Origin of the sequence: Novosphingobium sp. 18050 (genome assembly GCF_902706195.1) — a bacterium.
Classification (GTDB): domain Bacteria; phylum Pseudomonadota; class Alphaproteobacteria; order Sphingomonadales; family Sphingomonadaceae; genus Novosphingobium.
In genome coordinates, this window is sequence record NZ_CACSJO010000010.1 from 80,264 (window position 1) to 101,698 (window position 21,435).

Consider the following 21,435-nt stretch of genomic DNA (forward strand, 5'->3'; position numbering starts at 1 on the left):
ACTCAGCCATAACGGCCGGTGATGTAGTCCTTGGTGCGCACTTCGCGCGGATTGGTGAAGATCTGGTCGGTCTCGCCATATTCGACGAGACTGCCCAGATGGAAGAAGGCGGTGCGCTGCGAAACGCGTGCGGCCTGCTGCATCGAGTGGGTGACGATGACGATGGCGAAGCTTTCCTTCAGTTCGTCGATCAGTTCCTCGATGCGCGCGGTGGCGATGGGGTCGAGCGCGGAGCACGGCTCGTCCATCAGGATCACCTCGGGGCTGACCGCAATGGCGCGTGCAATGCACAGGCGCTGCTGCTGCCCGCCCGAAAGCGCGGTGCCGGCGTCGGTCAGGCGGTCCTTGACCTCCTCCCACAGTCCGGCCTTGGTCAGCGCGCGCTCGACGATCTGTTCCATGTCCGCCTTTGACGAACCCAGGCCATGGATGCGCGGACCATAGGCGACATTCTCGAAGATCGACTTCGGGAACGGGTTCGGCTTCTGGAAGACCATGCCGACACGGGCGCGAAGGGCGACCGGATCCATGCTGGCGGCATAGATATTCTCGCCGTCGAGCAGGATCTCACCGTCGACGCGGGCGCCGGCGATGGTGTCGTTCATACGGTTGAGGGTACGCAGGAACGTCGACTTGCCGCAGCCCGAAGGCCCGATGAAAGCAGTGACGATACCGTTGTCGATGTCGATGGAGACGTCGTTGATCGCCTTCTTCTGTCCGTAGAAGACGTCGACGTTGCGGGCTGTGAGCTTTGTGTCTGTCATGTCCCTACCAGCGGACTTCGAACTTGTTGCGAAGATAGATCGCAATACCATTCATGGCGAGCAGGAAGACCAGCAGCACGATGATGGCGGCGGAAGTGTTCTGAACGAAACCCTTGTCGATTTCGTCAGACCACAGGAAAATCTGCATCGGCAGCACGCTGGACGGCGAAGTCAGGCCGTCGGGCGGAGTGGCGACGAAGGCGCGCATGCCGATCATCAGCAGCGGCGCGGTTTCACCCAGCGCGCGGGCCATGCCAATGATGGTGCCCGTAAGGATACCCGGCAGAGCCAGCGGCAGGACGTGGTGGAACGTGGTCTGCACCTTGCTCGCGCCGATGCCGTAAGCAGCTTCGCGGATCGAAGGCGGCACCGCCTTGATGGCATTGCGCCCAGAGATCACGATCACCGGCATGGTCATCAGCGCCAGGGTCAGACCGCCGACCAGCGGCGACGAGCGCGGCATGCCCATCGTGTTGATGAACACCGCCAGGCCCAGCAGACCGAAAATGATCGAAGGCACCGCAGCGAGGTTGTTGATTGAGACCTCGATCCATTCGATCCAGCGCTTCCTCGGCGCGAATTCCTCAAGGTAGATCGCGGCCAGCACGCCCATCGGGAACGAGAGCAGCAGCGTGACGGCCATCGTCAGCAGCGAGCCCTTGGTCGCACCCCAGACACCGGCGACGGTGGCATCGGTCGAGTCCGAACCCGACAGGAAGCTCCAGTCGAGGCCGGTCACGCCGTTCTTGAGCATGATGACCAGCAGCAATGCGAGGAACGAAAGGCTGAGGACGATTGCGCCCAGGCCGATCATCTTGAAGCGGCGCTCGGAGGCGTTGCGCCGCGCGATGCGCCGCAACGCCTCGGGCGAATTCCAGTCTGATTTACTCATAGGCTTCGCGGAACCGCTTCACGACGCGCAGGGCGACGATGTTGAGAATGAGGGTGACGACGAACAGCACGAGTCCCAGCGCGAAGGCCGACAGCGTCTTGGGGCTGTTGAACTCCTGGTCGCCGGTCAGCATCTGGACGATCTGGTAGGTGACGGTGGTCATCGTCTCGAACGGGTTTGCGGAGAGGCGCGCGGCGGCACCCGCAGCCATGACGACGATCATCGTCTCGCCAATGGCGCGGCTGATCGCCAGCATCACGCCTGCAACGATGCCGGGCAGTGCGGCGGGAAGCAGCACCTTCTTGATCGTCTCCGACTTGGTAGACCCCAGCGCCAGCGAACCGTCGCTCATCGCACGCGGCACGGCGGCGAGCGCATCGTCGGCCATCGAAGAGACGAAGGGGATGATCATCACGCCCATGACGAGACCGGCGGCAAGCGCGCTCTCGGTCGAGGGGTTCTGCATGCCGATCGAGGCGGCGAAATCGCGGATCATCGGCGCCACGGTCAGCGCGGCGAAGTAGCCGTAGACCACCGTGGGGATGCCCGCGAGAATTTCGAGCATCGGCTTGAGCCACTTGCGGACGTTGCTCGTGGCATACTGCGTCAGGTAGATCGCGCTCATCAGGCCAAGCGGGATCGCGACGATCATCGCGATGATCGCGCCGATGTAGATCGTGCCCCAGAACAGCGGCACGGCGCCGAAGTTGTCGTTGATGTTGGCGCCCATCGTGCTCGCCGGCGACCAGTGGGTGCCGGTGAGGAAGGCGATCGGCGAGACGTCCTTGAAGAACAGTCCGGCCTCGAACACCAGCGACCCGACGATGCCGAAGGTGGTCAGCACCGCCATCAGCGAAGCGGCCAGCAGCAGCGCCATCACGGCACGCTCCACCTGAGTACGGGCCCGGAAGTCGGCGCGGATGCGGGTGAAGCCATAGCCTCCCCCGGCGACCGCGACGACCACCACGAGCAGCGCGCCGATCAGGCCGAAGCGGAACTGCGCGGCGCGGATCGGCTCGACCAGGACCTGCGACTCGGCGTGGAAGGCAACCGCCGAAGGGTCGGATGCGAGGTTATGCGCCTCGGCGACAACCGCGCCCAGGGTCATCGGGTCGGTGGGCAGGCTGGCGGCAACGGGGTTGGCGAAAACCGTGCTTTCGATCAGCCCGGGCATGATCGCCGACCACACGCCCCAGGCGATCAGCGCCGGAACGAGGATCCACAGCGCCATGTGCCAGCCGTGGTAGGCGGGCATCGAATGCATCGACCCCCGCCCCGTGTAGAGCAGCCGGGCCCGGCCTCGTGCGGCAAACCAGCCGACCAGACCCAGGCCGAAGACGGCCAGGAGAACTCCTGTAAGTATCATGACTGGCCGCCCGGCCCTTTCTTATCTTGGCTTACTTCAGCTCGGACGGATCGAGCGGAGTCATCTTGGCGACGATATCAGCGCTCTTGGTGCGAACGTCCTCCGGCGCGATGACCATGCCCTTCTTCTTCAGAAGGCCGTCAGCACCCCACGACTTCACCCATTCAGCCACGTAGCCCTGAAGGCCCTTGATGGGCGCCAGGTGCTGCTTCTTGACGTAGATGTAGAGCGGACGAGCGCCCGGATAGGTGTAGTCCGAAATCGTCTTGTAGGTCGGCTCGATGCCCGACATCGGGATACCCTTGATGCTGTCGGGGTTCTCCTCGAGGAACGAGAAACCGAAGATGCCGATGGCCTTGGGGTTCTGCGAGATCTTCTGGACGATCAGGTTGTCGTTCTCACCGGCGTCGACATAGGGACCGTCCTCGCGGATGTTGTGGCAGGTCGCCTCGTACTTTTCCTTGTCGGTGTCCTTGAGCGCCTTGGTGGCGGCGTCGGTCTTGCAACCGGCTTCGAGGATCAGCTCCTTGAGCGCGTCACGCGTGCCCGAGGTTGACGGCGGGCCGTAGACGAGGATCGGCTCGGCCGGGAGCGAAGGATTGACGTCCTTCCAGGTCTTGGCGGTGTTGGGCTTGCCGAACGGGTTGGCGGCGAGCGCCTTGTAGATGTCGGTCGGGGTCAGGCCGAAACCGGGACCGTTCTTCGATTCGGCGAAGGCGATACCGTCGATGCCGACCTGGACCTCGACGATCTCCTTGACGCCGTTCTTCTGGCATTCCTCGTACTCGGACTTCTTGATCCGGCGCGAGGCGTCCTCGATGTCAGGGTGCTGGGCGCCGACACCGGCGCAGAACAGCTTCATGCCCGCGCCCGTTCCGGTCGATTCGATCACCGGCGACTTGGCGCCGCTGGACTTGGCATAGGCCTCGGCGACGGCGGTCGCGAAGGGATACACGGTCGAGGAACCGACGCCGCGCACGAAATCGCGCGCACCGGAGCCGGACGAGCCCGAACCACCGCAGGCGCTGAGCGCGGCCACGGAAACGGCGGCAAAGATGATGGTCTTGGTCGAACGCATATGAATACCCCTTGGGCTTCTACTGTGGGATGCCCCTATTGGCCTTCGATGACACTTCCATGACGATAAAGTGACATTGCCGGGGACAGCGCCGGTTTTGTTTGGCAACACGACGGTATCCGGCGAATTGGCAGCCATTGTGACAGGTTCCCGGCGACCTGCCCGCTGACTGCCCGACCGGATATGGAGCGCCTGATCGGTGCTTGCGCCTGTTGTCGATCTAGAACTCACTACGACTCATGGCAAGCGCGCTCGCTCGTGAACGACCTTCCACCCGCCCCTCTCCACGGCGCACGCCTGCCTCGCTTTGGCCCGCTAGCGGGCGTGAAGGGCGGCGGCAGGCGACACTGTAATCTTGCGCCCATGTTGCCAAGCCAATGCTAGGTTATATCTGACCGTATCAGGGGCCGGGCATATAACGACATCGGCGGGGGAATGGGCATGCCACACCAAGCAGCACGAGCAGCCGGGAATTGTGTCTCGGAAGTGTCATTTAGTAGTCATCTTTGGGTCATATTGACCACTCGCAAGACGAAACTCTTGCGAAAGACGGCGATTCCCATGCGTACCTTCCTACTCGGCACGGCTGCGATGACGGCAACCACTTTCGCGCAACCGGCTTTTGCACAGGCCGTCGATGCCCAGGAAGCCGATGCCATGCGCGCAGAGATTCGCGAGCTTCGCACCCGCCTCGAGGCTCTGGAAAACCGTCTCGGCGCTCCGACCACGGCCCAGGCCGATGCCGCCGCGCAGCCACCTGCACTCGCAGCAACGGGAACTGCCGCTGCCGCCGCCGTCCCGGCGAAAAAGCCGGCGGATGAAGTGAAAATCCAGTGGAAAGGCAGCCCGCAGATTGTCCAGGGCGACCATGCATTCAAGGTCAAGGGCCGCATTCAGGCCGACGCCAACTACGTTTCCGCGCCCAAGGGCCTGGACGACAGGGGGCTGGGCTTCGGCAGCGAGATGCGCCGTATCCGCTTTGGCGGCGAAGGCGCTTTCAGCAACCACCTGTCCTACAAGCTGGAACTGGAACTGTCTGACAACGCGGTCGACCTCGTCGATACTTTCATCACCTTCAAGGACGGTCCGTGGCAGTTGCAGCTGGGCAACCAGAACCCCTTCTGGTCGCTCGACGAACTGACCGGCGACACCTCGGGCAGCACCATGGAACGCGCCGCCTTCACCGATGCTTTTGCCTTCGAGCGCCGCCTTGGCTTGGGTGCGCAGTACAGCAAGGGCGCACTGATCGCGCAGCTGGGCGTCTTCACCGATGACATCACCGCGCTCGCCAACAGCAGCGACGGCGTCAACGGCGGTGACGAGAACAACAGCTACAGCGTCGACGGCAGGCTGGTCTTCGCGCCGAAGCTGGGCGATGTGCAGCTGCATCTGGGCGCCTCGGGCCACTGGCGCCGCCTCGGCCGGCTGGCCGACGCGACCACCCGCTACCGCCAGCGCCCTTACGTGCACAGCACCAATACCCGCCTGATCGGCACGCCCGCGATGAACGTCGAGGACGAGACGATGTACGGCGCGGAACTCGCCGCGATTTCGGGGCGCCTGCACGGCGTGGCGGAATACTACACCCTCAACGCCAACCGCGTGGACCTGCCCTCGGTCGCCTTCCACGGCGCTTACGGCGAGGTCGGGTATTTCCTGACCGAAGGCGATACGCGCGGGTACAAGGGCGGCATCTTCACCACAAATGCCCCCGCCCATCCGCTGGGGGACGGCGGCATCGGTTCGATCCAGGTCAATCTGCGGTACGACTGGCTCGATCTCAACGACCGCGACATCCGGGGCGGGACGCAGAACGGCTATATCGCCGCGCTGGTATGGTCGCCGGTCCAGTACCTGCGCTTCAACGTCAATTACGCGCTGCTGCAATACACCGGCGCGACCGCCCTTCCCTCAGGCAACCGCAACTACGACGCCAATGTCTTCGCAACGCGCTTCGAGTTCGATTTCTGACAGCTGGCGCAAGTTTACACCGGTCATTTGTCAGTGCGAGCTAGCACCCCGGGGCGTTTTACGCTGCCCTGCGGTGCTGGCTCCCAGTCTTGCTAGGCAATCTACTCGAACGTGCTCGCGACCGTCTCTGCGGAAGGTCCGGCCAGCTGGCGGTGCGTCTGGCTCAGCACCGCAGCGAGAACGATACTTGCCGCCGCGCTGATCGCACCGGAAACCAGACCCATTACCAGTACCGCGATATTGCCCTGGCCCAGCACCAACATCACCGGCCCGACCAGAATGAGGGTCGAGATCAGCGCCAGTGCGAAATACGCCACCGTCAGCAACGTGTAGAAGCCGAAGAGACGCAGGCTGTTGCCGCGCGTCAGTCGCCATGAACGGGCCATTGCCGCGATCGGATTGCCGGTTCCCTCTTTGACGATCACCGGCACCACCAGCGAGAACTTCACTGACGCATAAGTCAGCGCCATCAGCACCAGAACGACCGCCAGGATCGAACCCGCACCAGCTGCGCCGACCAGCGTGAACAGTCCCACCAGCAGCATCGAGAATACGATTGTCGCCAGCATCGTGCCGACAATTCCGACCACGCCGACCGCGAACAGCGAAGGCAGCGCGCGCAGGCCTGCTCCGATCGATTCGCCTACCGTCGGCCGTCCCCGGCCGCTGATCAGCGCCGTGACCGAAAGATAGCCGATCATCTGCGCCAGCGCCCCGCCCAGGCCGAAGCCCAGGAGCATGCCCATGTTGTCGCTCATCAGGCGGTTCATCACCTGCGGCTTGTTCATGGCTTCCATGATCTGCGTCTGCAGCTCGGTCAGGAATACGGTGGAAAGCAGCGTGGGCAGCAGGAAGAACACGCCGCCCAGCGCCAGCAGCACCTCGCGATTTGCGCGAACGGCGGCCATGGCGTCGCCCCAGGCCCGGTTGCTGTCGAACTTCATCACTCACTCCACACCAAGGCTTTGCCCTAGTGTAGAGCCGGGTTCGCCTAAAGACACTTGATAACCGCAGGGAATGACGCCACGCAACGCGCCATGACGATTCCCGCAATTCTTCCGGGTGATATCGAGCTGCGCATCTCCAGCGAGCCGGTCCCCTATCGCGAAGCGCTTGAGGAGATGACCGCGCGCAATGCTGCCATCGCCGCCGGCGAAGCGCGCGAGCTGGTATGGCTCCTCGAACATCCGCCGGTCTATACTGCCGGCACCAGCGCTGCTTCGGACGAACTTCTCGACCCGCGTTTCGAAGTGGTCGAGGCCGGGCGCGGCGGACGCTATACCTATCACGGCCCCGGGCAGCGCATCGGCTACGTCCTGCTCGACCTCAGGAAACGCGCCCGCGACGCGCGCGGCTTCGTCCACGGCCTCGAAGGCTGGGTGATCGAGACCCTGCGCGATTTCGGAATTGAGAGCTTCCGCGCCGAAGGCCGCATCGGCATCTGGACGACCGATGTCGACAGCCGCGAGGCGAAGATCGGCGCAATCGGCGTGCGCATCCGCAAGTGGGTGACGATGCACGGCTTTTCGGTGAACATCCGCCCCGACCTGTCGCACTTCACCGGCATCGTGCCTTGCGGTATCGAGGAATTTGGCGTCACCAGCCTCGCACGCCTCGGCCGCGATGTGGATTTCGCCGCCTGGGACGAGGCAATGATCGCCCGCGCACCGGCGTTCCTTGCCGCACTCGAAAGCCCCTGCCCCCCTTCGGAGATCGCAGAATGACCGCTTCGCGCCTGATGATCCTGGCGGCCGGCGCCGCGCTGCTACTGGGCGGCTGCAACAAGAGCGCCGACGACCAGCCCAAGGCCGCCGCCGGCGGCGACCTGCTGCCGCGTTCGGCGAGCGACGACATGCTGCCTTACGACACCGTGCGTTCGCAGGCCTCTCTCTCGGCCCCGGATGCCGGGCTGCACGACAGCGCTCCGCGTACCGCAAGGCCCGCTGTAACGGCATCGACCGCGTCCGAAGACGATGTCGTCAGCGATCCTGTCATCCCGGCCGATCCGGCTCCGGTGCCGCGCACGCAGTAGCGGTAAAGCTTCGCCTCGCTGACCGGACTATTGCGGGTCGGGGGCGTAAATCGGCTTGCCCGGTCTGAGTGGGCAGTAAACTGACGAAGGCCGGCGACACGGCTGAAATCCGGGAACTCGCCTTAACGGGCGTTGAAATGTCGCAAAATCTTGCCGTCCAGCGGCTCCTTGAATCGCACCGCGATCCGGCGGGCGTTTCTTTGCGTGGCAGTCGCGGCGAAAGGTCCCATCGCCCCGATCCACAAGGAAAAATCGGCATCGAAAAAGCCCTGCGGCGCATCGGTCTCGAGGTCACAGCCCCCGTCCGCCAATTCGCAGATGCGCACGAGCGCCTTGTCGCGGGCGCTCACGCACTCGCCGTATAGGATCATCGCCATCATCGCTCAGCCGTCCGGTTGCCCGGCGTCCTCTTTTTGTTTTTTTGGTCGGCTGATCCAGGCATCGCCTCGCCCAGCCAGCGAGGTTCTGCCCCGCACCCACTCCTGATACGCCTCCTAAAGGTCAGAACGGTTTCAGGCGAGTGTCAATTTTGTGATGGACGAATGGACCCTCCGAATTCCCGGAAGGCCCGCTCGTTCAGGCTCGCTCAGGCGACTTCGTTTTGCGACAGGCTGCTGTCTGCGGGTTCCTTCTCTTTCCCCGCCAGCGCTTTCACGAACTGCTCGCGCCAGTGAATCACGTCTTCGCTGCGCACCGAGGCGAGCAGCTTGGAATGGCGGCGCTTTCGTTCGGCCAGCGGCATGTCGAGCGCGCGCTTGATCGTCTCGGCCACATGTTCGACCGAGTGCGGGTTTACCAGCAGCGCATCCTTGAGCTGCAGCGCCGCACCCGCGAACTGTGAGAGGATAAGCACGCCGGGATCTTCGGGATCCTGCGCCGCGACGTATTCCTTGGCCACCAGATTCATGCCGTCGCGCAGGGGCGTGACGAGCCCGATCTCGGCGGCACGGTAATACCCCGCCAACTGCGCACGGGGATAGCCGCGATTGACGTAGCGGATCGGCACAAAGCCCACGTCGGCGTGAGCGCCGTTGATATGGCCGGTCTTGCGCTCCAGGTCCTCGCGAATCTGCTGGTAACTGGCGACATCGCCCCGGCTTGGCGGCGCGATCTGCAGCAGCACGGCATCGCCGGCCAGCTCCGGGTGGTCCGAAAGGAAACGGGCGAAGCTTTCGAAACGCTCCCCCAGACCCTTGGAATAATCCAGCCGGTCGACGCCGATCAGAATCTTGCGGCCACGCACGCTGGACTTGAGGACATTGTAGGCTTCCTTGGCCTCCTCGCTTTCGGCGGCCTCGGTGAATTCAGCGAAGTCGATGCCGATCGGGAAAGCGCGGGCGACGACCTTGCGGCCCTTGTAGTCGATCGAATTGTCGAGATTGACCTTGAGGCCCATTTCCTTCTGCACATAGTGCAGGAAACTTTCCAGCCACTCGGTGGTCTGGAAGCCAAGCACGTCGTATTCCAGCATCGAGGCGACCAGCCGCTCATGGAACGGTAACGAGGCAAGCAGGCGCGTGGGCGGCCAGGGCGTGTGCAGGAACAGGCCCATGCGGTTCTTCACGCCCTTGCCGCGCAGGATCGAGCCCAGCGGCAGCAGATGATAATCGTGGACCCAGACGAGGTCCTCCGGCTCGATCAGCGGCAATACTGACCCGGCGAAGCGCTCGTTCACCCGCTCGTAGCCCTCACCGAAATTACGGTCGTATTCTGTCAGGTCGATGCGGTAGTGGAACAGCGGCCAGAGCGTGCGGTTGGCGTAGCCGTTATAGTACTCGTCGATGTCCTGCGGTTCGAGGTCGATGGTGGCCGTGGTGACATCGTCATTGCGCTGCATGTCGAGGTGCCCGGTGAACTCGGCGGTCTCCTGCCCCGACCAGCCGAACCAGATGCCCCGGTGCTCGCGCAGCGCCGAATTGAGGGCCACCGCCAGTCCGCCCTGGGCCCCGGCGGCGCCCGCGGCCTTGGGTACGCTGACCCGGTTCGAAATGACGATCAATCGGCTCATGTGTAATCCCCTGTCGCGCCCGGTAAAGGGCGCCTCGCGGTAAATCCGCGCCTCTCGGCGCAGGCATGGAAGGGCAGGATATCCGGCATTTTCAACGCCAGTCCCGCCACGACCGGGACAGTTGCCCGGCACAGTTGATGATCCCCACCAGCGAGTATGTCTGCGGGAAATTACCCCACAACTCGCCGGTCTCGAAATCCATGTCCTCGGAAAGCAGCCCCGACTTCGTGCGGTGCGCCAGCATGGCTTCGAAGATGCGGCGCGCCTCTTCGTCGTCGCCGCTGCGGTGAAGCGCCTCGATCAGCCAGAAAGTGCAGATATTGAACGCGGTTTCCGGTAGGCCGAAGTCGTCCTCGCTGTCATAACGCAGCATGTGCTCGCCCCGGCGCAGAGACTTCTGCACCGCTTTCAGCGTCGCCTGGAATCTTGGATCGGCTGCCGGCAGATAGCGCAGCTCGACCATCTGCAGCAGGCTGGCGTCAAGCTGCGATCCGCCAAAGCTGGCGGCATAGTGCCCGCCCGCGTCGTGGCCCTCGACCAGATGCCAAGCGCCCTCGTCGATATGGGCACGTACGGTATCGGCACGCTCGCGCCAGAGCGCGGCGCGGTCATGCAAGCCCAGGTGCTCGGCGGCATTGGCGAGACGGTCGCAGGCGGCCCAGCTCATGACGCTGGAATAGGTGTGGATCGCCGTGCGGGTGCGCAGTTCCCACAGGCCGGCATCGGGCTGATCGTGGGTCTTCCACGCCATCTCGCCGATCTGCTCGAGACTGCGGAAATCATCCTCATTGGCAACGCGCAGCAACCGCTGGTCCCAGAACGCCTGGATCGAGGGCAGGACGATCTGGCCATAGCAGTCGTTCTGCACCTGATAGTAGGCCGCATTGCCCACGCGCACCGGGCCGGTGCCACGATAGCCAGGAAGGTCGGGTGCCTCCCACTCGATGATCTCCTTGGCGCCGCTCACCGCATAGAGCGGCTGGACCACGCCGCCAGGGGCATCGGCAACAATGTTACGCAAGTACGCAAGGTATTTCTCCAGAACGTCGAGCGCGCCAAGGTGGTTGAGCGCCTGCACGGTGTAGTAGGCATCGCGGATCCAGCAGTAGCGGTAATCCCAGTTGCGCTGGCTGCCCGGCGCCTCGGGGATGGATGTGGTGAGCGCGGCGACGATCGCGCCGGTTTCCTCGTGCTGACACAGCTTGAGGGTTATCGCCGCGCGGATCACCGCATCCTGCCAGTCCAGCGGCGTTGCGAGGCCGCGCACCCACATGCGCCAGTAGTGCCCTGTCTTCTGCAGCATGGCATCCACGTCATGCTCGACATTACCGTTGAACGGCTCGTCCGGGCCGAGGAAGAAGTGCAACGACTTTTCCAGCCGGAACCAGCGCTCGTCGAGGACGTAGCCGACCGGGCAGTCCGTCGTCAGGCGCATGGCGTTACGCTCCACCAGGTATCGCACATGGTTCGACCCCTGGGTGATCGGCGCCAGCTTGGCGCCGTAGCCGCTCATCGGGGTAAGGATCGTGCGGATACGCGGAGCGCCCGAAACGGGGCGGACTATCCGCGCGTAGGCGACCGGGCGGTACATCCGCCCGTCGCGCTCGAAACGCGGCGCGAAGTCGTAGATCTCCACCGCGCCGCCATTGGCATCTTCCAGCCGGGTCACGAGGATCGGCGTATTGCGCAAGTAGTGCTGGCTGACCGAGACCTGGCCCTCCAACTCGAAGCGCCAGGTGCCAGCGTCCTGCCCCTTGTCGCCGCGCAGCAGGGCACAGAACGTCGGGTCGCCGTCGACACGAGGCACACAGCCCCAGACGATCGCGCCCGCCTCGTCGATCAGTCCGCTGACCTGGCAATTGCCGATCGGCCATAGCTCCAGAGTGCTGACAGGATCTGGCGACGACACGGCAGGCGTCGTGGCGAATGTCGGGGCGGTCGTCATGGGCGGGTCTCTCCTTCAGGCTCGGCGACGGGCAGGGATGCGAGCCCGCCTTCCAGCCAGGTATGGACGGCGGCGACGCCGGGCAGGCGCAGCGCGGCGGCGGTGGCGCGCATCGGCCCCACCAGCACGCCCTGCCCGCCCAGGTGACGAACCGCCCGGAATGCATCCTCATCGGTAACGTCGTCGCCCAAGAACAGCGGCGCAGCGCCGGCAAAGGCGGGAAGCCCCATGAAACGGACAACGGCAGTGCCCTTGTCTGACCCCGGCATCGCCAGCTCGATCACCTGCTTGCCGTGCTTCATCGCCAGGCCGCGCTTCTCCGCAAGCGCCTGCGCGCAGGCCAGCAGCCCCTCCAGCGCCTCGGGATGGCGGCGATAGTGGACCGCGACGCTGAACGGCTTGGGCTCGACCAGCAGGCCGCCATTGGTCGCAGCGAAATTCTCCAGCGCAGCGACCACCGCGGCGGGCAGCGGATCGGCCAGCGGTTCGACCTCGGCGCCGCTCCTGGGGCGGAATTCGCCCCCGTGCGAACCGGCGACAGCCACTTCGACCGGACCGATCAACGCTTCGAGCGCCGCGATCGAACGTCCCGTGACGATCGCCAGACGGCCGCCGAGACGCTGCGAAAGTGCGGTGATCATGCCGGCAAGGCGGGGGCCGACCACGACATCATCGGGATGATCGACGATCTCCACCAGCGTACCGTCGAAGTCGAGGAACAGGGCAATGTTCGCGCCAGGATCGAGCGGAGGCGGAAGCGGCAGGTCGCCTTCCGCAGCGAATTTGCGCTCGATCGGCGATTTACTGGCCATCGGCGGCTCACTGGCCGCTGGAAGGCTCGCTTGAAAATTGGTCATCGGTGCTCGCTTCGCCCCCGGTTTGGTATGGATCAGCGGCGCGGTATCGAAAACCACGCACGGGCCGGGCGACCCCGTTCCACCACCCGGGCCATTAGCCGAACGGCCATGGGCGCGGGTTGTTCCCTTTGTTCCGCCAGTTTTCGCCGCAGTGCAACAAGCTCGCCATGATATGGTGCTAAACCGCCATGGATCGACCGCTTCGGATTGAAACTTTTTTGCAACCGCGAATGAAATCGCGGTAACCGAAGGCCTACCTGCCGCATTGGCTCTTGCCTGTTGGTCCGCGCCGCGCTTTGGATGCGCCGGTACGTGCCCGGAGACCGGCGCGGATGAATGGCCGAACTGGCGCGAAAGGCGTGTAAATGAAGAAAATAGTGGCGTTCGATCTCGATGGGACCCTGGCGCTGAGCAAGCAGCCGCTGACCGACGAGATGGCCGAACTGCTGGCCCAGTTGCTGACGGTGGCGCAAGTCGCCGTGATCTCGGGCGGGGACTGGCCCCAGTTCGAAAAGCAGGTCGCCAGCCGCCTGCCCGCCCATGCCGACGTATCCCGTATGTGGATGCTGCCCACCAGCGGCGCCAAGCTCTACCTTCACCGCGAAGGCGCTTGGGAAGCGATTTATGCAGAACTCTTCACCGACGAGCAGAAGGCCGAGATTCTCGCCGCCTTCGACGCTTCGCTGGCAGCCACCGGCTTCACCCCGGAAGAAGTCTGGGGTGAGCGGATCGAGGATCGCGGCAGCCAGATCACCTTCTCGGCGCTGGGCCAGCAGGCCCCGCTCGACGCCAAGGAGCACTGGGACCCGGACTTCGCCAAGCGCAAGGTTATCCAGGCCGATCTCATCAAGCGCCTGCCCGGTGTTTCGATCAATCTGGGCGGCGCGACTTCGGTCGACGTGACCCAGCCCGGCATCGACAAGGCATGGGGCCTGCGCCGCCTGTCCGAACGCAGCGGCGTGGCCGAGGCGGACATCCTGTTCATCGGCGATGCCATCTTCCCCGGCGGTAACGACTACCCGGCCAAGGCCATGGGCCTCGACACGGTCTGCGTGCGCGACGCTGCCGATACCGCCAATGTGATCACCGCCATCATCGCCTGCCAGAAAGCCGGCTAAGCCGTAGCGCAAGGCGGGGAATGCGGGCATGAAGAACACCTGATGCCCGCATTCTACCTTACCCTGATCGCAGTACTGCTAGCCGGCTTCGGTGCGCGCGATCAGGTGACGATAGCGGGACTGGCCCTGCGGCAAGGCCAGCGGCCCGCGGTGCTGGTCGTCGCCATACTAGGCGCAGTGCTGACCGCCTCGTTCGCAGCCTATGCCGCACATTTCATGCTTGAACAGTTGCCGCCGCCCGCGCGGACGATCTTCGCCGCGATCGCGCTGGGACTGGCCGGGCTCGAATCGATGATCCTCGCGCCCCGTCGCGACCCGCGCGAACCGACCAATTCGCTGGGCGCGCTGGCGATCGTACTCCTTGCCCAGCAGGTGACCGACGCCGCACGCTTCGTTATCTTCGGCATGGCAGTGGGCTATGCCGCGCCCTGGCATGCCGGGGCCGCGGGCATACTGAGCGGCGTCATTCTGGTCACTTTCGCCTGGGCCCGGCCCGAACTGCTGGGAACCCCTCCCGCAAGATGGACGCGGCGGGTGGTCGGGGGCTTGCTTGTGGTCGCCGCGATCACGATGTTCCTTTCGGAATTCGGCATTCTATGATCGCAATTTACGATCCAACCTATCCTTTTCATTTGCGTTGCCAATTTATAGAACCGCCTACAACGAACCGCAGAAGAGGGAACCGACATGACTTCCAAGGACAACTCGAAGGCCGCACTGATCGACAGCCTCAACGGGCTTCTGGCGGATACCTTCGCGCTCTACGTGAAGACCAAGAACTTCCACTGGCACGTGCGCGGCCCGCAGTTTCATGACCTGCACCTGCTGTTCGACGCCCAGGCGACCGAGATCTTCGCCCTGACCGACCTCATCGCCGAGCGCGTGCGCAAGCTGGGCGGCACCACGCTGACCTCGATCGGCGCGATCAGCACCAAGACCACCGTCAAGGACGAGGACGACACCACGCTCGACGCGATGGCCATGGTAAAGGCCCTGTTCAAGGAAAACACCGCCTACGTCGCCACGCTGAAGACGACCAAGGAACTGGCAGGCGAAGCCGGCGACAACGCCACCGACGGTGTGATCGACGACTGGACCGACCAGGCCGAACAGCGCGCCTGGTTCCTGCGCGAGATCATGGCCTAAGAAACGCCTCCTTCCATCTTCGTCATTGCGAGCGGCAAAACGGCGAAGCGATCCCGGGCACCACAAACCGCCCCGGATTGCTTCGTTCAGCTCGTAATGGCGAAGGGCAGGTTGCAACTATTGCGATGCTCTGGGGCGTTTCGCTACGCACCGGGGAGTGCTAAAGCTTCCCCATGCCCAAGCTTGAACTGATCGAAGGCGCCGACGACGGCGCCATCGCCGCCTGGTTCGCGCAGCGCCTGCGCGCCGCCCTTGCCATGTCTCCCGAGATCGCCGTAACCGTGCCCGGCGGCTCCACCCCGTTCCCGATCTTTGACCGGCTCGCGAAGGAAGCGCTGCCCTGGCCGCGCATTTCCGTGTGGCCGGGCGACGACCGCATCGTCGCCGAGGATCACCCCGCCAGCAACGTCGGCAAAATCCGCGCCCGACTGGAGCCCGCCGGTGCCTGCATCGTGCCTCTGGCGCAGGATGCGCAGCCGCCTCATTTCGCGATCGCCTGGCTGGGCATGGGCGGCGACGGCCATATCGCTTCGCTGTTCCCCAACACCGACCCCCGCGCTAACGATCCTCAGGCGGTGCGCCGCCTGACGCCCGATCCGCTTCCCCCGGAAGCGCCGTTCGACCGTCTCAGCCTGACCATCCCGTCACTGGTGGACAGCGACGAGATCGTTTTCGTGATCCGGGGCACCGACAAGCGCGCCGTGTTCGACGCCGCCGTGAAAGGCGAACACGACCTGCCCGTCGCCCGCCTGCTCAAAGCAGCGCGGCACAAGGTCACCTGTTTCTGCTGAACCTGATCCCAGCGCCGCTGCATCGCGCACTTTACCGGCTGGCCCATGCACTGCGCGTGCAGGTCTGGCGGATATGGCGGCCTGATGTGCACGGCGTGCGGGTCCTCGTGCTGGACCGGCAGGAGCGTGTCCTGCTGATCCGCCACTCTTACGGTTCGGACAAGTGGATGCCCCCCGGCGGCGGCATGCGGCGCGGCGAGGACCCGCTGCTCGCCGCCGCGCGCGAGCTGGTGGAGGAAACCGGCTGCCGGCTCACCGAGGCCCGCCTTCTGCAGATCAGCGACGAGAAACTGCACGGTAGCAGCAATGCCGTGCGCATCGTGCTTGGCCGCACCGGGGACGAACCCCGCGCCGACGGCCGCGAAATCATCGAAGCGCGCTTCTTCGCGCTGGACACCCTGCCTGCGCATATGCCCGCAGGGCTCGCAGCCCGCGTGCAGGCCTGGGCGGCTCAGATCACTTGATGCTGTTGCAGCGCTCGATCAGGGCCTGATAGGCGGTGAGGATTTGGGGCCAGGTGAATTCCTCGGTCCAGCGCCTGAGGGCATGCTCACGCAATTCATCCCGCAGTCCCGGGCTGGCAGCCAGTTCCTCAATGTGCCTTTCGCACTCGTCCTCGTTCGAGAAATAGACCCCGGCGTCGCCTGCAACCCATCGGTTGAACGGGTTATCATGAGCGATGACCCCGTTACCGGCTCCCAGCGCCTCGACCAGCGAGGGATTGGTGCCGCCCACCTGATGGCCATGTACATAGGCCAGGCTGAAGAGGCGTAGCGCGTGAAGGTCGGGCTTGGCATAGACCGCGCCCGGGAACACCACTTCGTCGCTGGCCGCTGCGAGCACCGAGTTCTGGTAGGCATGGTCGGGGCTGTACTTGCCCAGCACCACCAGCTTGATACCGCGCGGACGGCGGGAAAAGGCGCGCACGATCTCCAGCAACGAATTTTCCGGCTCCGGGCGGGCGATTACGGTCAGGAAACGGTCGCGCTCGATGCCATAGCGCGCCAGCAGCGTCTCGTCGGCACTCTCGATCCGATCGCTGCCGTAGGGGATCATCGTTATCTTGTCGGCCGGGGCATGGTCGCCGTGGTGCTTCGCGATCTGCGGATGATCGGCGATCAGCGCATTGCCTGAGGCAGCGGCAAGGCGCTCGTTGATCCACAGATAGATCTTCTGCGGCGTGGAATACTTCGCCCGCTTCCATTCGATCCCATCCATGTTGATGAGATTGAAACGGCCTCGCAGGCGGGCATAGGCCGAAAGAAAGCCGGTATTGTAGCCCAGCGTCAGCAGCAGGCCTTTTTCCCGCACGGCAGCCATGGTCGACTTCATGTCGAACTCGATGGTCCCCAAGGCACCTTCGGCCTTCACCGGGATGTGGACCCGGCGGCACCCTTCCCAGGTATCCTCGTAGCGCTCGCCGGTCTCGCTGCCCTGGCAGTAGACGGTGACGCGCCAACCGGCCTCGACCATCCAGGGCACCAACCGCTCGGCGAAACTTTCGAAACCGCCATGTGCAGCCGGCACGCCGCGAATACCCAAAACGATAAGATGCTTTTCAGCCAAGTTTACACCGCCTGCCGATAATCAGAAAAAGGGAATACCGGCCGGCGCCAGAGACGCGCGGCCGGTTCTGCCGATATCAGCGCGTGATCGCGGCACGCTCGAGAAGCGGCATCCACCAGTCCTCGCGCGACAGAAACCAGGCGAGGGTCTCGGCGAAGCCCTGCGGGAAGTCCCGCGCAGGGGCATAGCCCAGTTCCGAACGTGCCTTGGTCTCGTCGATGGCATAGCGACGGTCGTGGCCCATGCGGTCGGTCACGAAAGTCTTCAGCTCCGCGCTCGGGCGTCCCTGTGCCGCCGGGGCATTCGGGAAGCGCTTCGCCAGCGAGGGGTCGGCCGCAAAGGCATTGTCCACCGCGCGGCAGATTTCCTCGATGACCGTCAGGTTGGGAAGTTCCTGGCCGCCGCCGATGTTGTAGACTTCACCCGACTTGCCCTTGCGCAGGCAGGCCTCGATGCCGCGGCAGTGGTCTTCCACATGCAGCCAGTCGCGCACGTTCATGCCGTCGCCATAGATCGGCAGCGCCTTCCCGTTCAGGGCATTGAGCGTGAACAGGGGGATCAGCTTCTCGGGAAACTGGAACGGACCGTAGTTGTTCGAGCAGTTGCTCGTGGTGGTCTCCAGCCCATACGTGTGATGGTAGGCCCGCACGAGATGGTCGCTGCCCGCCTTGGATGCCGAATAGGGCGAGTTGGGCGCATAGGCCGTGGTCTCGCTGAAGGCAGGATCGCTGGGACCGAGCGAGCCGTAGACTTCGTCGGTCGAAACGTGGTGGAAGCGGTGCGGCTTGCCGTCGCCGTCCAGCCAGGCCTTCTTAGCCGCCTTCAGCAGGCTGTGCGTGCCGATGACATTGGTGGTCACGAAAGCATCGGGACCGGTAATCGAGCGGTCGACGTGGCTTTCCGCCGCGAAGTGGACGATCGTGTCGATCTCGTGATCGGCAATGATCGACGAGACCAGATCGGTGTCGCAGATATCGCCTTCGACGAGGAGCACGTCGTCCAGCCCGTCGAGGTTGTGCTTGTTGCCTGCATAAGTCAGCAGATCGAGGACGATGATCTTGTCCTCGGGTGCGACTTTGCTGCGATAATGGACGAAGTTGGCGCCGATGAAGCCCGCGCCGCCGGTGACAATCAGATTAGCCATGGGTCTTGATCTCAGCAATCATCTTACGAAGGTTGGCGCGCCAATGCGGCGTGGGGCCGCCCAGGACTGCGAAAGTCGACGTCTTGTCGAGCACCGAATAGTGCGGACGGGTCGCCGGCGTGGGATATTCCGAAGCATTGATCGGGATGACCGGGACGGCCTTGTCCAGCAGGCCGGCTGCAAGGCCTTCCTCCTGGATCGCCACCGCGAAATCATACCAGCTGCAAGCGCCCGCATCGGTATAGTGGTGCATGCCGGAGATGCCCTTGCCGGCCATCGTCCACAACGCAGCGGCAAGGCCGGGCGCATAAGTCGGCGTGCCGATCTGGTCGGCCACGACGCGAACCTCGGGACGTTCGCCCATGAGCCGCAGCATGGTACGCACGAAGTTCCCGCCCGTGGGCGCATAAACCCAGGCGGTACGCACGATCAGCGCATCTTCCCCGGCCAGCTTCTCTCCCGCCAGCTTGGTGCGCCCGTAGGCGGCCAGCGGCGCGGTCGGCGCGTCGGGACGGTAGGGCACGCCGGACAGGCCATCGAACACGAAGTCGGTCGAGACATGGACGAAGCGTGCGCCGACATCACGGGCCGCTGCGGCCAGATGGCCCACGGCGGTCGCATTGACGGCAAGAGCGACGTCTTCCTCGCTCTCGGCCTTGTCGACTGCGGTATAGGCGGCGGCGTTGAAGACAACCTGCGGCTGCACTTCACGCGCCACGGCAAGGACGGCGGCGGGGTCGGTGATATCGAGCGTGTCGATGTCATGGCTGACGATTTCGGCATCGGCCGGGGCGGTTGCCGCCAGGCCCCTGCCAAGCTGCCCCTTTCCGCCCACGATGAGGACCTTCATGCGAAAGCCTCCACTTCGCTCAGCGGCTTGCCGACCTTGTCCTTGGCCGAAAGCTGCGGCTCGATGCCTTCCAGCGGCCATTCGATACCCACTTCAGGATCGTTCCACATCAGCGAATGCTCGTTGGCGGGGGTGTAGAAGGCAGTGCACTTGTAGAGGAAATCAGTGCCGTCTTCGAGGCTCACGAAGCCATGCGCGAAGCCGGGCGGCACCCAGAACATCCGCTTGTTCTCGGCCGAAAGCTCCACCCCGGCCCACTTGCCGTAAGTCGCCGAACCAGCGCGCAGATCAACCGCGACGTCCCAGGCGCGTCCGGCAGTCACGCGCACCAGTTTGCCCTGCGGGTTGGGCTGCTGATAGTGCAGCCCGCGCAGCACGCCCTTGGCCGAACGGCTGTGATTATCCTGCACAAAGTCCAGGTCCAGGCCTAGGTCGGCGAATATCTGGCGATTCCAGCTTTCCATGAAGAACCCCCGGTCGTCACCGAACACGCGCGGTTCGATGATGACCAGGCCTTCGATCTCGGTCGGAATTACGTTCACGCACCAACCCCTTCCAGCAACGCATTGCGGTTCTGGAGCAGGTTCAGCAGGTAGGCGCCATAACCGCTCTTCACCAGCGGTGCGGCGATCTGTTCAAGCTGGGCATCGTCGATGAAGCCCTTGCGCCAGGCGATTTCCTCGGGGCAGGCGATCTTGAGGCCCTGGCGTTCCTCGATGATGCGCACGTAGTTCGCCGCGTCGAGCAGCGAGCCGTGCGTCCCGGTATCGAGCCAGGCATAACCACGCCCCATGATCTCCACCGAAAGCTCGCCCTGTTCGAGATAGAGGCGATTGAGATCGGTGATCTCCAACTCGCCGCGCGGGCTGGGCTTGAGGTCGCGGGCCATGGCGACGGCCTGGTTGTCGTAGAAATAGAGCCCGGTGACCGCGTAGTTCGACTTGGGCTGCTCCGGCTTTTCCTCGATCGTCTCGGCCCGGCCCTCGGCGTCGAACGAGACGACGCCATAAGCCTTGGGATCGCTGACGTAGTAGCCGAAAACGGTCGAACCCTTGTCGCGCGAATCCGCGTTATTGAGCAGTTCGGGCAGGCCGTGGCCGTAGAAGATGTTGTCGCCAAGAATCAGCGCGGAGGGGTTGTCACCCACGAAGTCGGCGCCGATGTGGTAGGCCTGCGCAAGGCCCGCCGGTTCGGCCTGGACCGCGTATTGCAGTTCCACACCGAAGTTCGAACCGTCACCCAGTACGCTCTTGAAGGCAGCCTGGTCGTGCGGGGTCGTGATGATCATGATTTCCCGGATTCCGGCCAGCATCAGGACCGAGAGCGGGTAGTAGATCATCGGCTTGTCGTAGACGGGCATCAACTGCTTTGAAACGCCCCGCGTCAGCGGATAAAGGCGCGTCCCGGACCCACCTGCGAGAATGATACCTTTTCTCAACTCCAACCCCTTTCTGAAATCACCAAATTGCCACAAGAATTTCAGCAGACGAACTTACACAAAATCGGGAGGCTTCAAGAAAGCCTCCCTAAAATTGAAGCATCATAGAGTTGCCTAACATTTAGGCGCAGAACCCTAACGCAACTCACTGAAATCGTAACAAACCAAACTTCGATGTAATCGGGAATAGCACCTAGCCCTCATCGGAGAATTCATGCTGCAATGCAATAGGGCAGGCGCTCGCGTCATGCCTCGTTTTTTGGCGACCCACCGCATGTCGAATGAGACGCAAATGCTCGCTGCGGCCCCTCGAAATGACCTTCTCCCAAGCACTTGGCTGCTGCTTGAAGCCTTCCTGATTGTTCCGGCGCCCGCAGCTCCCAGAGACCCTTCAAAAATAGCTAAGTCGCATTTTTAGAAGCGAAACAGGACCAGATCAGCCCCGCCCTCGCCCGGCCAGTTACCGAAC

General features: G+C 63.8%; 22 protein-coding genes. 8 read left to right on the forward strand and 14 right to left on the reverse strand.

Going from position 1 to position 21,435, the window contains the following annotated elements; genetic code table 11:
- Nucleotides 1–2: 2 nt before the first annotated feature.
- From pstB to GVL61_RS11925, 4 genes are read right to left on the reverse strand one after another with little or no spacing between them, the layout of a single operon-like run.
- Complete coding sequence (pstB, locus tag GVL61_RS11910; protein WP_059151681.1) at nucleotides 3–764, reverse strand: phosphate ABC transporter ATP-binding protein PstB; 762 nt, start codon at nucleotides 762–764, stop codon at nucleotides 3–5.
- A 4-nt stretch (nucleotides 765–768) separates the two neighbouring features.
- Nucleotides 769–1,656 (reverse strand): phosphate ABC transporter permease PstA, encoded by an 888-nt coding sequence (gene pstA / locus GVL61_RS11915; RefSeq protein WP_159980249.1) that lies wholly within the window; start codon nucleotides 1,654–1,656, stop codon nucleotides 769–771.
- A complete protein-coding gene (gene pstC, locus GVL61_RS11920) occupies nucleotides 1,649–3,022 on the reverse strand; it encodes a phosphate ABC transporter permease subunit PstC (protein WP_159980251.1) in 1,374 nt (457 codons plus the stop codon). The genes pstA and pstC overlap by 8 nt, the downstream gene beginning before the upstream one ends.
- Before the next feature lie 31 nt (nucleotides 3,023–3,053).
- A complete protein-coding gene (locus GVL61_RS11925) occupies nucleotides 3,054–4,100 on the reverse strand; it encodes a substrate-binding domain-containing protein (RefSeq protein WP_159980253.1) in 1,047 nt (348 codons plus the stop codon).
- A gap of 561 nt (nucleotides 4,101–4,661) precedes the next feature.
- Here GVL61_RS11925 and GVL61_RS11930 point away from each other — a divergent pair.
- Complete coding sequence (locus tag GVL61_RS11930) at nucleotides 4,662–6,071, forward strand: OprO/OprP family phosphate-selective porin (RefSeq protein ID WP_159980255.1); 1,410 nt, start codon at nucleotides 4,662–4,664, stop codon at nucleotides 6,069–6,071.
- Nucleotides 6,072–6,172: 101 nt separating this feature from the next.
- Here GVL61_RS11930 and GVL61_RS11935 read toward each other — a convergent pair whose 3' ends face one another.
- Nucleotides 6,173–7,015: a lipoyltransferase gene (locus GVL61_RS11935; RefSeq protein WP_159980257.1), complete on the reverse strand. Its 843-nt coding sequence runs from the start codon at nucleotides 7,013–7,015 to the stop codon at nucleotides 6,173–6,175.
- Between the two features lie 93 nt (nucleotides 7,016–7,108).
- On the opposite strand from GVL61_RS11935, the gene lipB reads away from it, so the two are divergent.
- Both lipB and GVL61_RS11945 read left to right on the forward strand, forming a co-directional pair.
- Nucleotides 7,109–7,795: a lipoyl(octanoyl) transferase LipB gene (gene lipB, locus GVL61_RS11940; protein WP_159980266.1), complete on the forward strand. Its 687-nt coding sequence runs from the start codon at nucleotides 7,109–7,111 to the stop codon at nucleotides 7,793–7,795.
- The gene (locus GVL61_RS11945) at nucleotides 7,792–8,103 is read left to right on the forward strand and encodes a hypothetical protein (protein WP_159980268.1); all 312 of its coding nucleotides are present in this window, start codon (nucleotides 7,792–7,794) and stop codon (nucleotides 8,101–8,103) included. Before lipB ends, GVL61_RS11945 begins: the two co-directional genes overlap by 4 nt.
- Before the next feature lie 122 nt (nucleotides 8,104–8,225).
- Here GVL61_RS11945 and GVL61_RS11950 read toward each other — a convergent pair whose 3' ends face one another.
- The 4 genes from GVL61_RS11950 to otsB form a co-directional block, all read right to left on the reverse strand.
- A complete protein-coding gene (locus GVL61_RS11950; protein ID WP_235037651.1) occupies nucleotides 8,226–8,453 on the reverse strand; it encodes a hypothetical protein in 228 nt (75 codons plus the stop codon).
- Between the two features lie 236 nt (nucleotides 8,454–8,689).
- Nucleotides 8,690–10,111, reverse strand: coding sequence for an alpha,alpha-trehalose-phosphate synthase (UDP-forming) (otsA, locus tag GVL61_RS11955; protein WP_159980272.1), 1,422 nt, complete (start codon nucleotides 10,109–10,111; stop codon nucleotides 8,690–8,692).
- Between the two features lie 91 nt (nucleotides 10,112–10,202).
- The gene (locus GVL61_RS11960) at nucleotides 10,203–12,056 is read right to left on the reverse strand and encodes a glycoside hydrolase family 15 protein (RefSeq protein WP_159980274.1); all 1,854 of its coding nucleotides are present in this window, start codon (nucleotides 12,054–12,056) and stop codon (nucleotides 10,203–10,205) included.
- Complete coding sequence (gene otsB / locus GVL61_RS11965) at nucleotides 12,053–12,868, reverse strand: trehalose-phosphatase (protein WP_235037652.1); 816 nt, start codon at nucleotides 12,866–12,868, stop codon at nucleotides 12,053–12,055. Before otsB ends, GVL61_RS11960 begins: the two co-directional genes overlap by 4 nt.
- Before the next feature lie 410 nt (nucleotides 12,869–13,278).
- Here otsB and GVL61_RS11970 point away from each other — a divergent pair, with 410 nt between their 5' ends.
- The 5 genes from GVL61_RS11970 to GVL61_RS11990 all read left to right on the forward strand — a co-directional run bounded on the left by GVL61_RS11970 (nucleotide 13,279) and on the right by GVL61_RS11990 (nucleotide 16,432).
- Entirely contained in the window at nucleotides 13,279–14,031 is a 753-nt protein-coding gene (locus GVL61_RS11970; RefSeq protein ID WP_159980287.1) for an HAD-IIB family hydrolase, read from the forward strand.
- Nucleotides 14,032–14,073: 42 nt separating this feature from the next.
- On the forward strand, nucleotides 14,074–14,631 hold the full coding sequence (locus GVL61_RS11975) for a hypothetical protein (protein WP_159980289.1): 558 nt from the start codon (nucleotides 14,074–14,076) through the stop codon (nucleotides 14,629–14,631).
- Nucleotides 14,632–14,718: 87 nt separating this feature from the next.
- Nucleotides 14,719–15,177 (forward strand): Dps family protein, encoded by a 459-nt coding sequence (locus GVL61_RS11980; RefSeq protein WP_159980291.1) that lies wholly within the window; start codon nucleotides 14,719–14,721, stop codon nucleotides 15,175–15,177.
- A 173-nt stretch (nucleotides 15,178–15,350) separates the two neighbouring features.
- Nucleotides 15,351–15,968 carry a 6-phosphogluconolactonase gene (locus GVL61_RS11985; protein ID WP_159980293.1) on the forward strand — a complete coding sequence of 206 codons (618 nt, stop codon included), beginning with the start codon at nucleotides 15,351–15,353 and terminating at the stop codon, nucleotides 15,966–15,968.
- A gap of 86 nt (nucleotides 15,969–16,054) precedes the next feature.
- The gene (locus GVL61_RS11990; RefSeq protein ID WP_235037653.1) at nucleotides 16,055–16,432 is read left to right on the forward strand and encodes an NUDIX domain-containing protein; all 378 of its coding nucleotides are present in this window, start codon (nucleotides 16,055–16,057) and stop codon (nucleotides 16,430–16,432) included.
- On the opposite strand, the gene GVL61_RS11995 is transcribed toward GVL61_RS11990, so the two are convergent.
- From GVL61_RS11995 to rfbA, 5 genes are all read right to left on the reverse strand, one after another.
- Nucleotides 16,425–17,534, reverse strand: coding sequence for a DUF1972 domain-containing protein (locus GVL61_RS11995; protein ID WP_159980295.1), 1,110 nt, complete (start codon nucleotides 17,532–17,534; stop codon nucleotides 16,425–16,427). The genes GVL61_RS11990 and GVL61_RS11995 overlap by 8 nt on opposite strands.
- 76 nt (nucleotides 17,535–17,610) lie before the next feature.
- Complete coding sequence (gene rfbB / locus GVL61_RS12000) at nucleotides 17,611–18,678, reverse strand: dTDP-glucose 4,6-dehydratase (protein WP_159980297.1); 1,068 nt, start codon at nucleotides 18,676–18,678, stop codon at nucleotides 17,611–17,613.
- Nucleotides 18,671–19,528 carry a dTDP-4-dehydrorhamnose reductase gene (gene rfbD, locus GVL61_RS12005; protein ID WP_159980299.1) on the reverse strand — a complete coding sequence of 286 codons (858 nt, stop codon included), beginning with the start codon at nucleotides 19,526–19,528 and terminating at the stop codon, nucleotides 18,671–18,673. The genes rfbB and rfbD overlap by 8 nt, the downstream gene beginning before the upstream one ends.
- Nucleotides 19,525–20,070 (reverse strand): dTDP-4-dehydrorhamnose 3,5-epimerase, encoded by a 546-nt coding sequence (gene rfbC, locus GVL61_RS12010; RefSeq protein ID WP_159980301.1) that lies wholly within the window; start codon nucleotides 20,068–20,070, stop codon nucleotides 19,525–19,527. Before rfbC ends, rfbD begins: the two co-directional genes overlap by 4 nt.
- Nucleotides 20,067–20,966 (reverse strand): glucose-1-phosphate thymidylyltransferase RfbA, encoded by a 900-nt coding sequence (rfbA, locus tag GVL61_RS12015; RefSeq protein ID WP_159980303.1) that lies wholly within the window; start codon nucleotides 20,964–20,966, stop codon nucleotides 20,067–20,069. The genes rfbC and rfbA overlap by 4 nt, the downstream gene beginning before the upstream one ends.
- Nucleotides 20,967–21,435 lie beyond the last annotated feature (469 nt).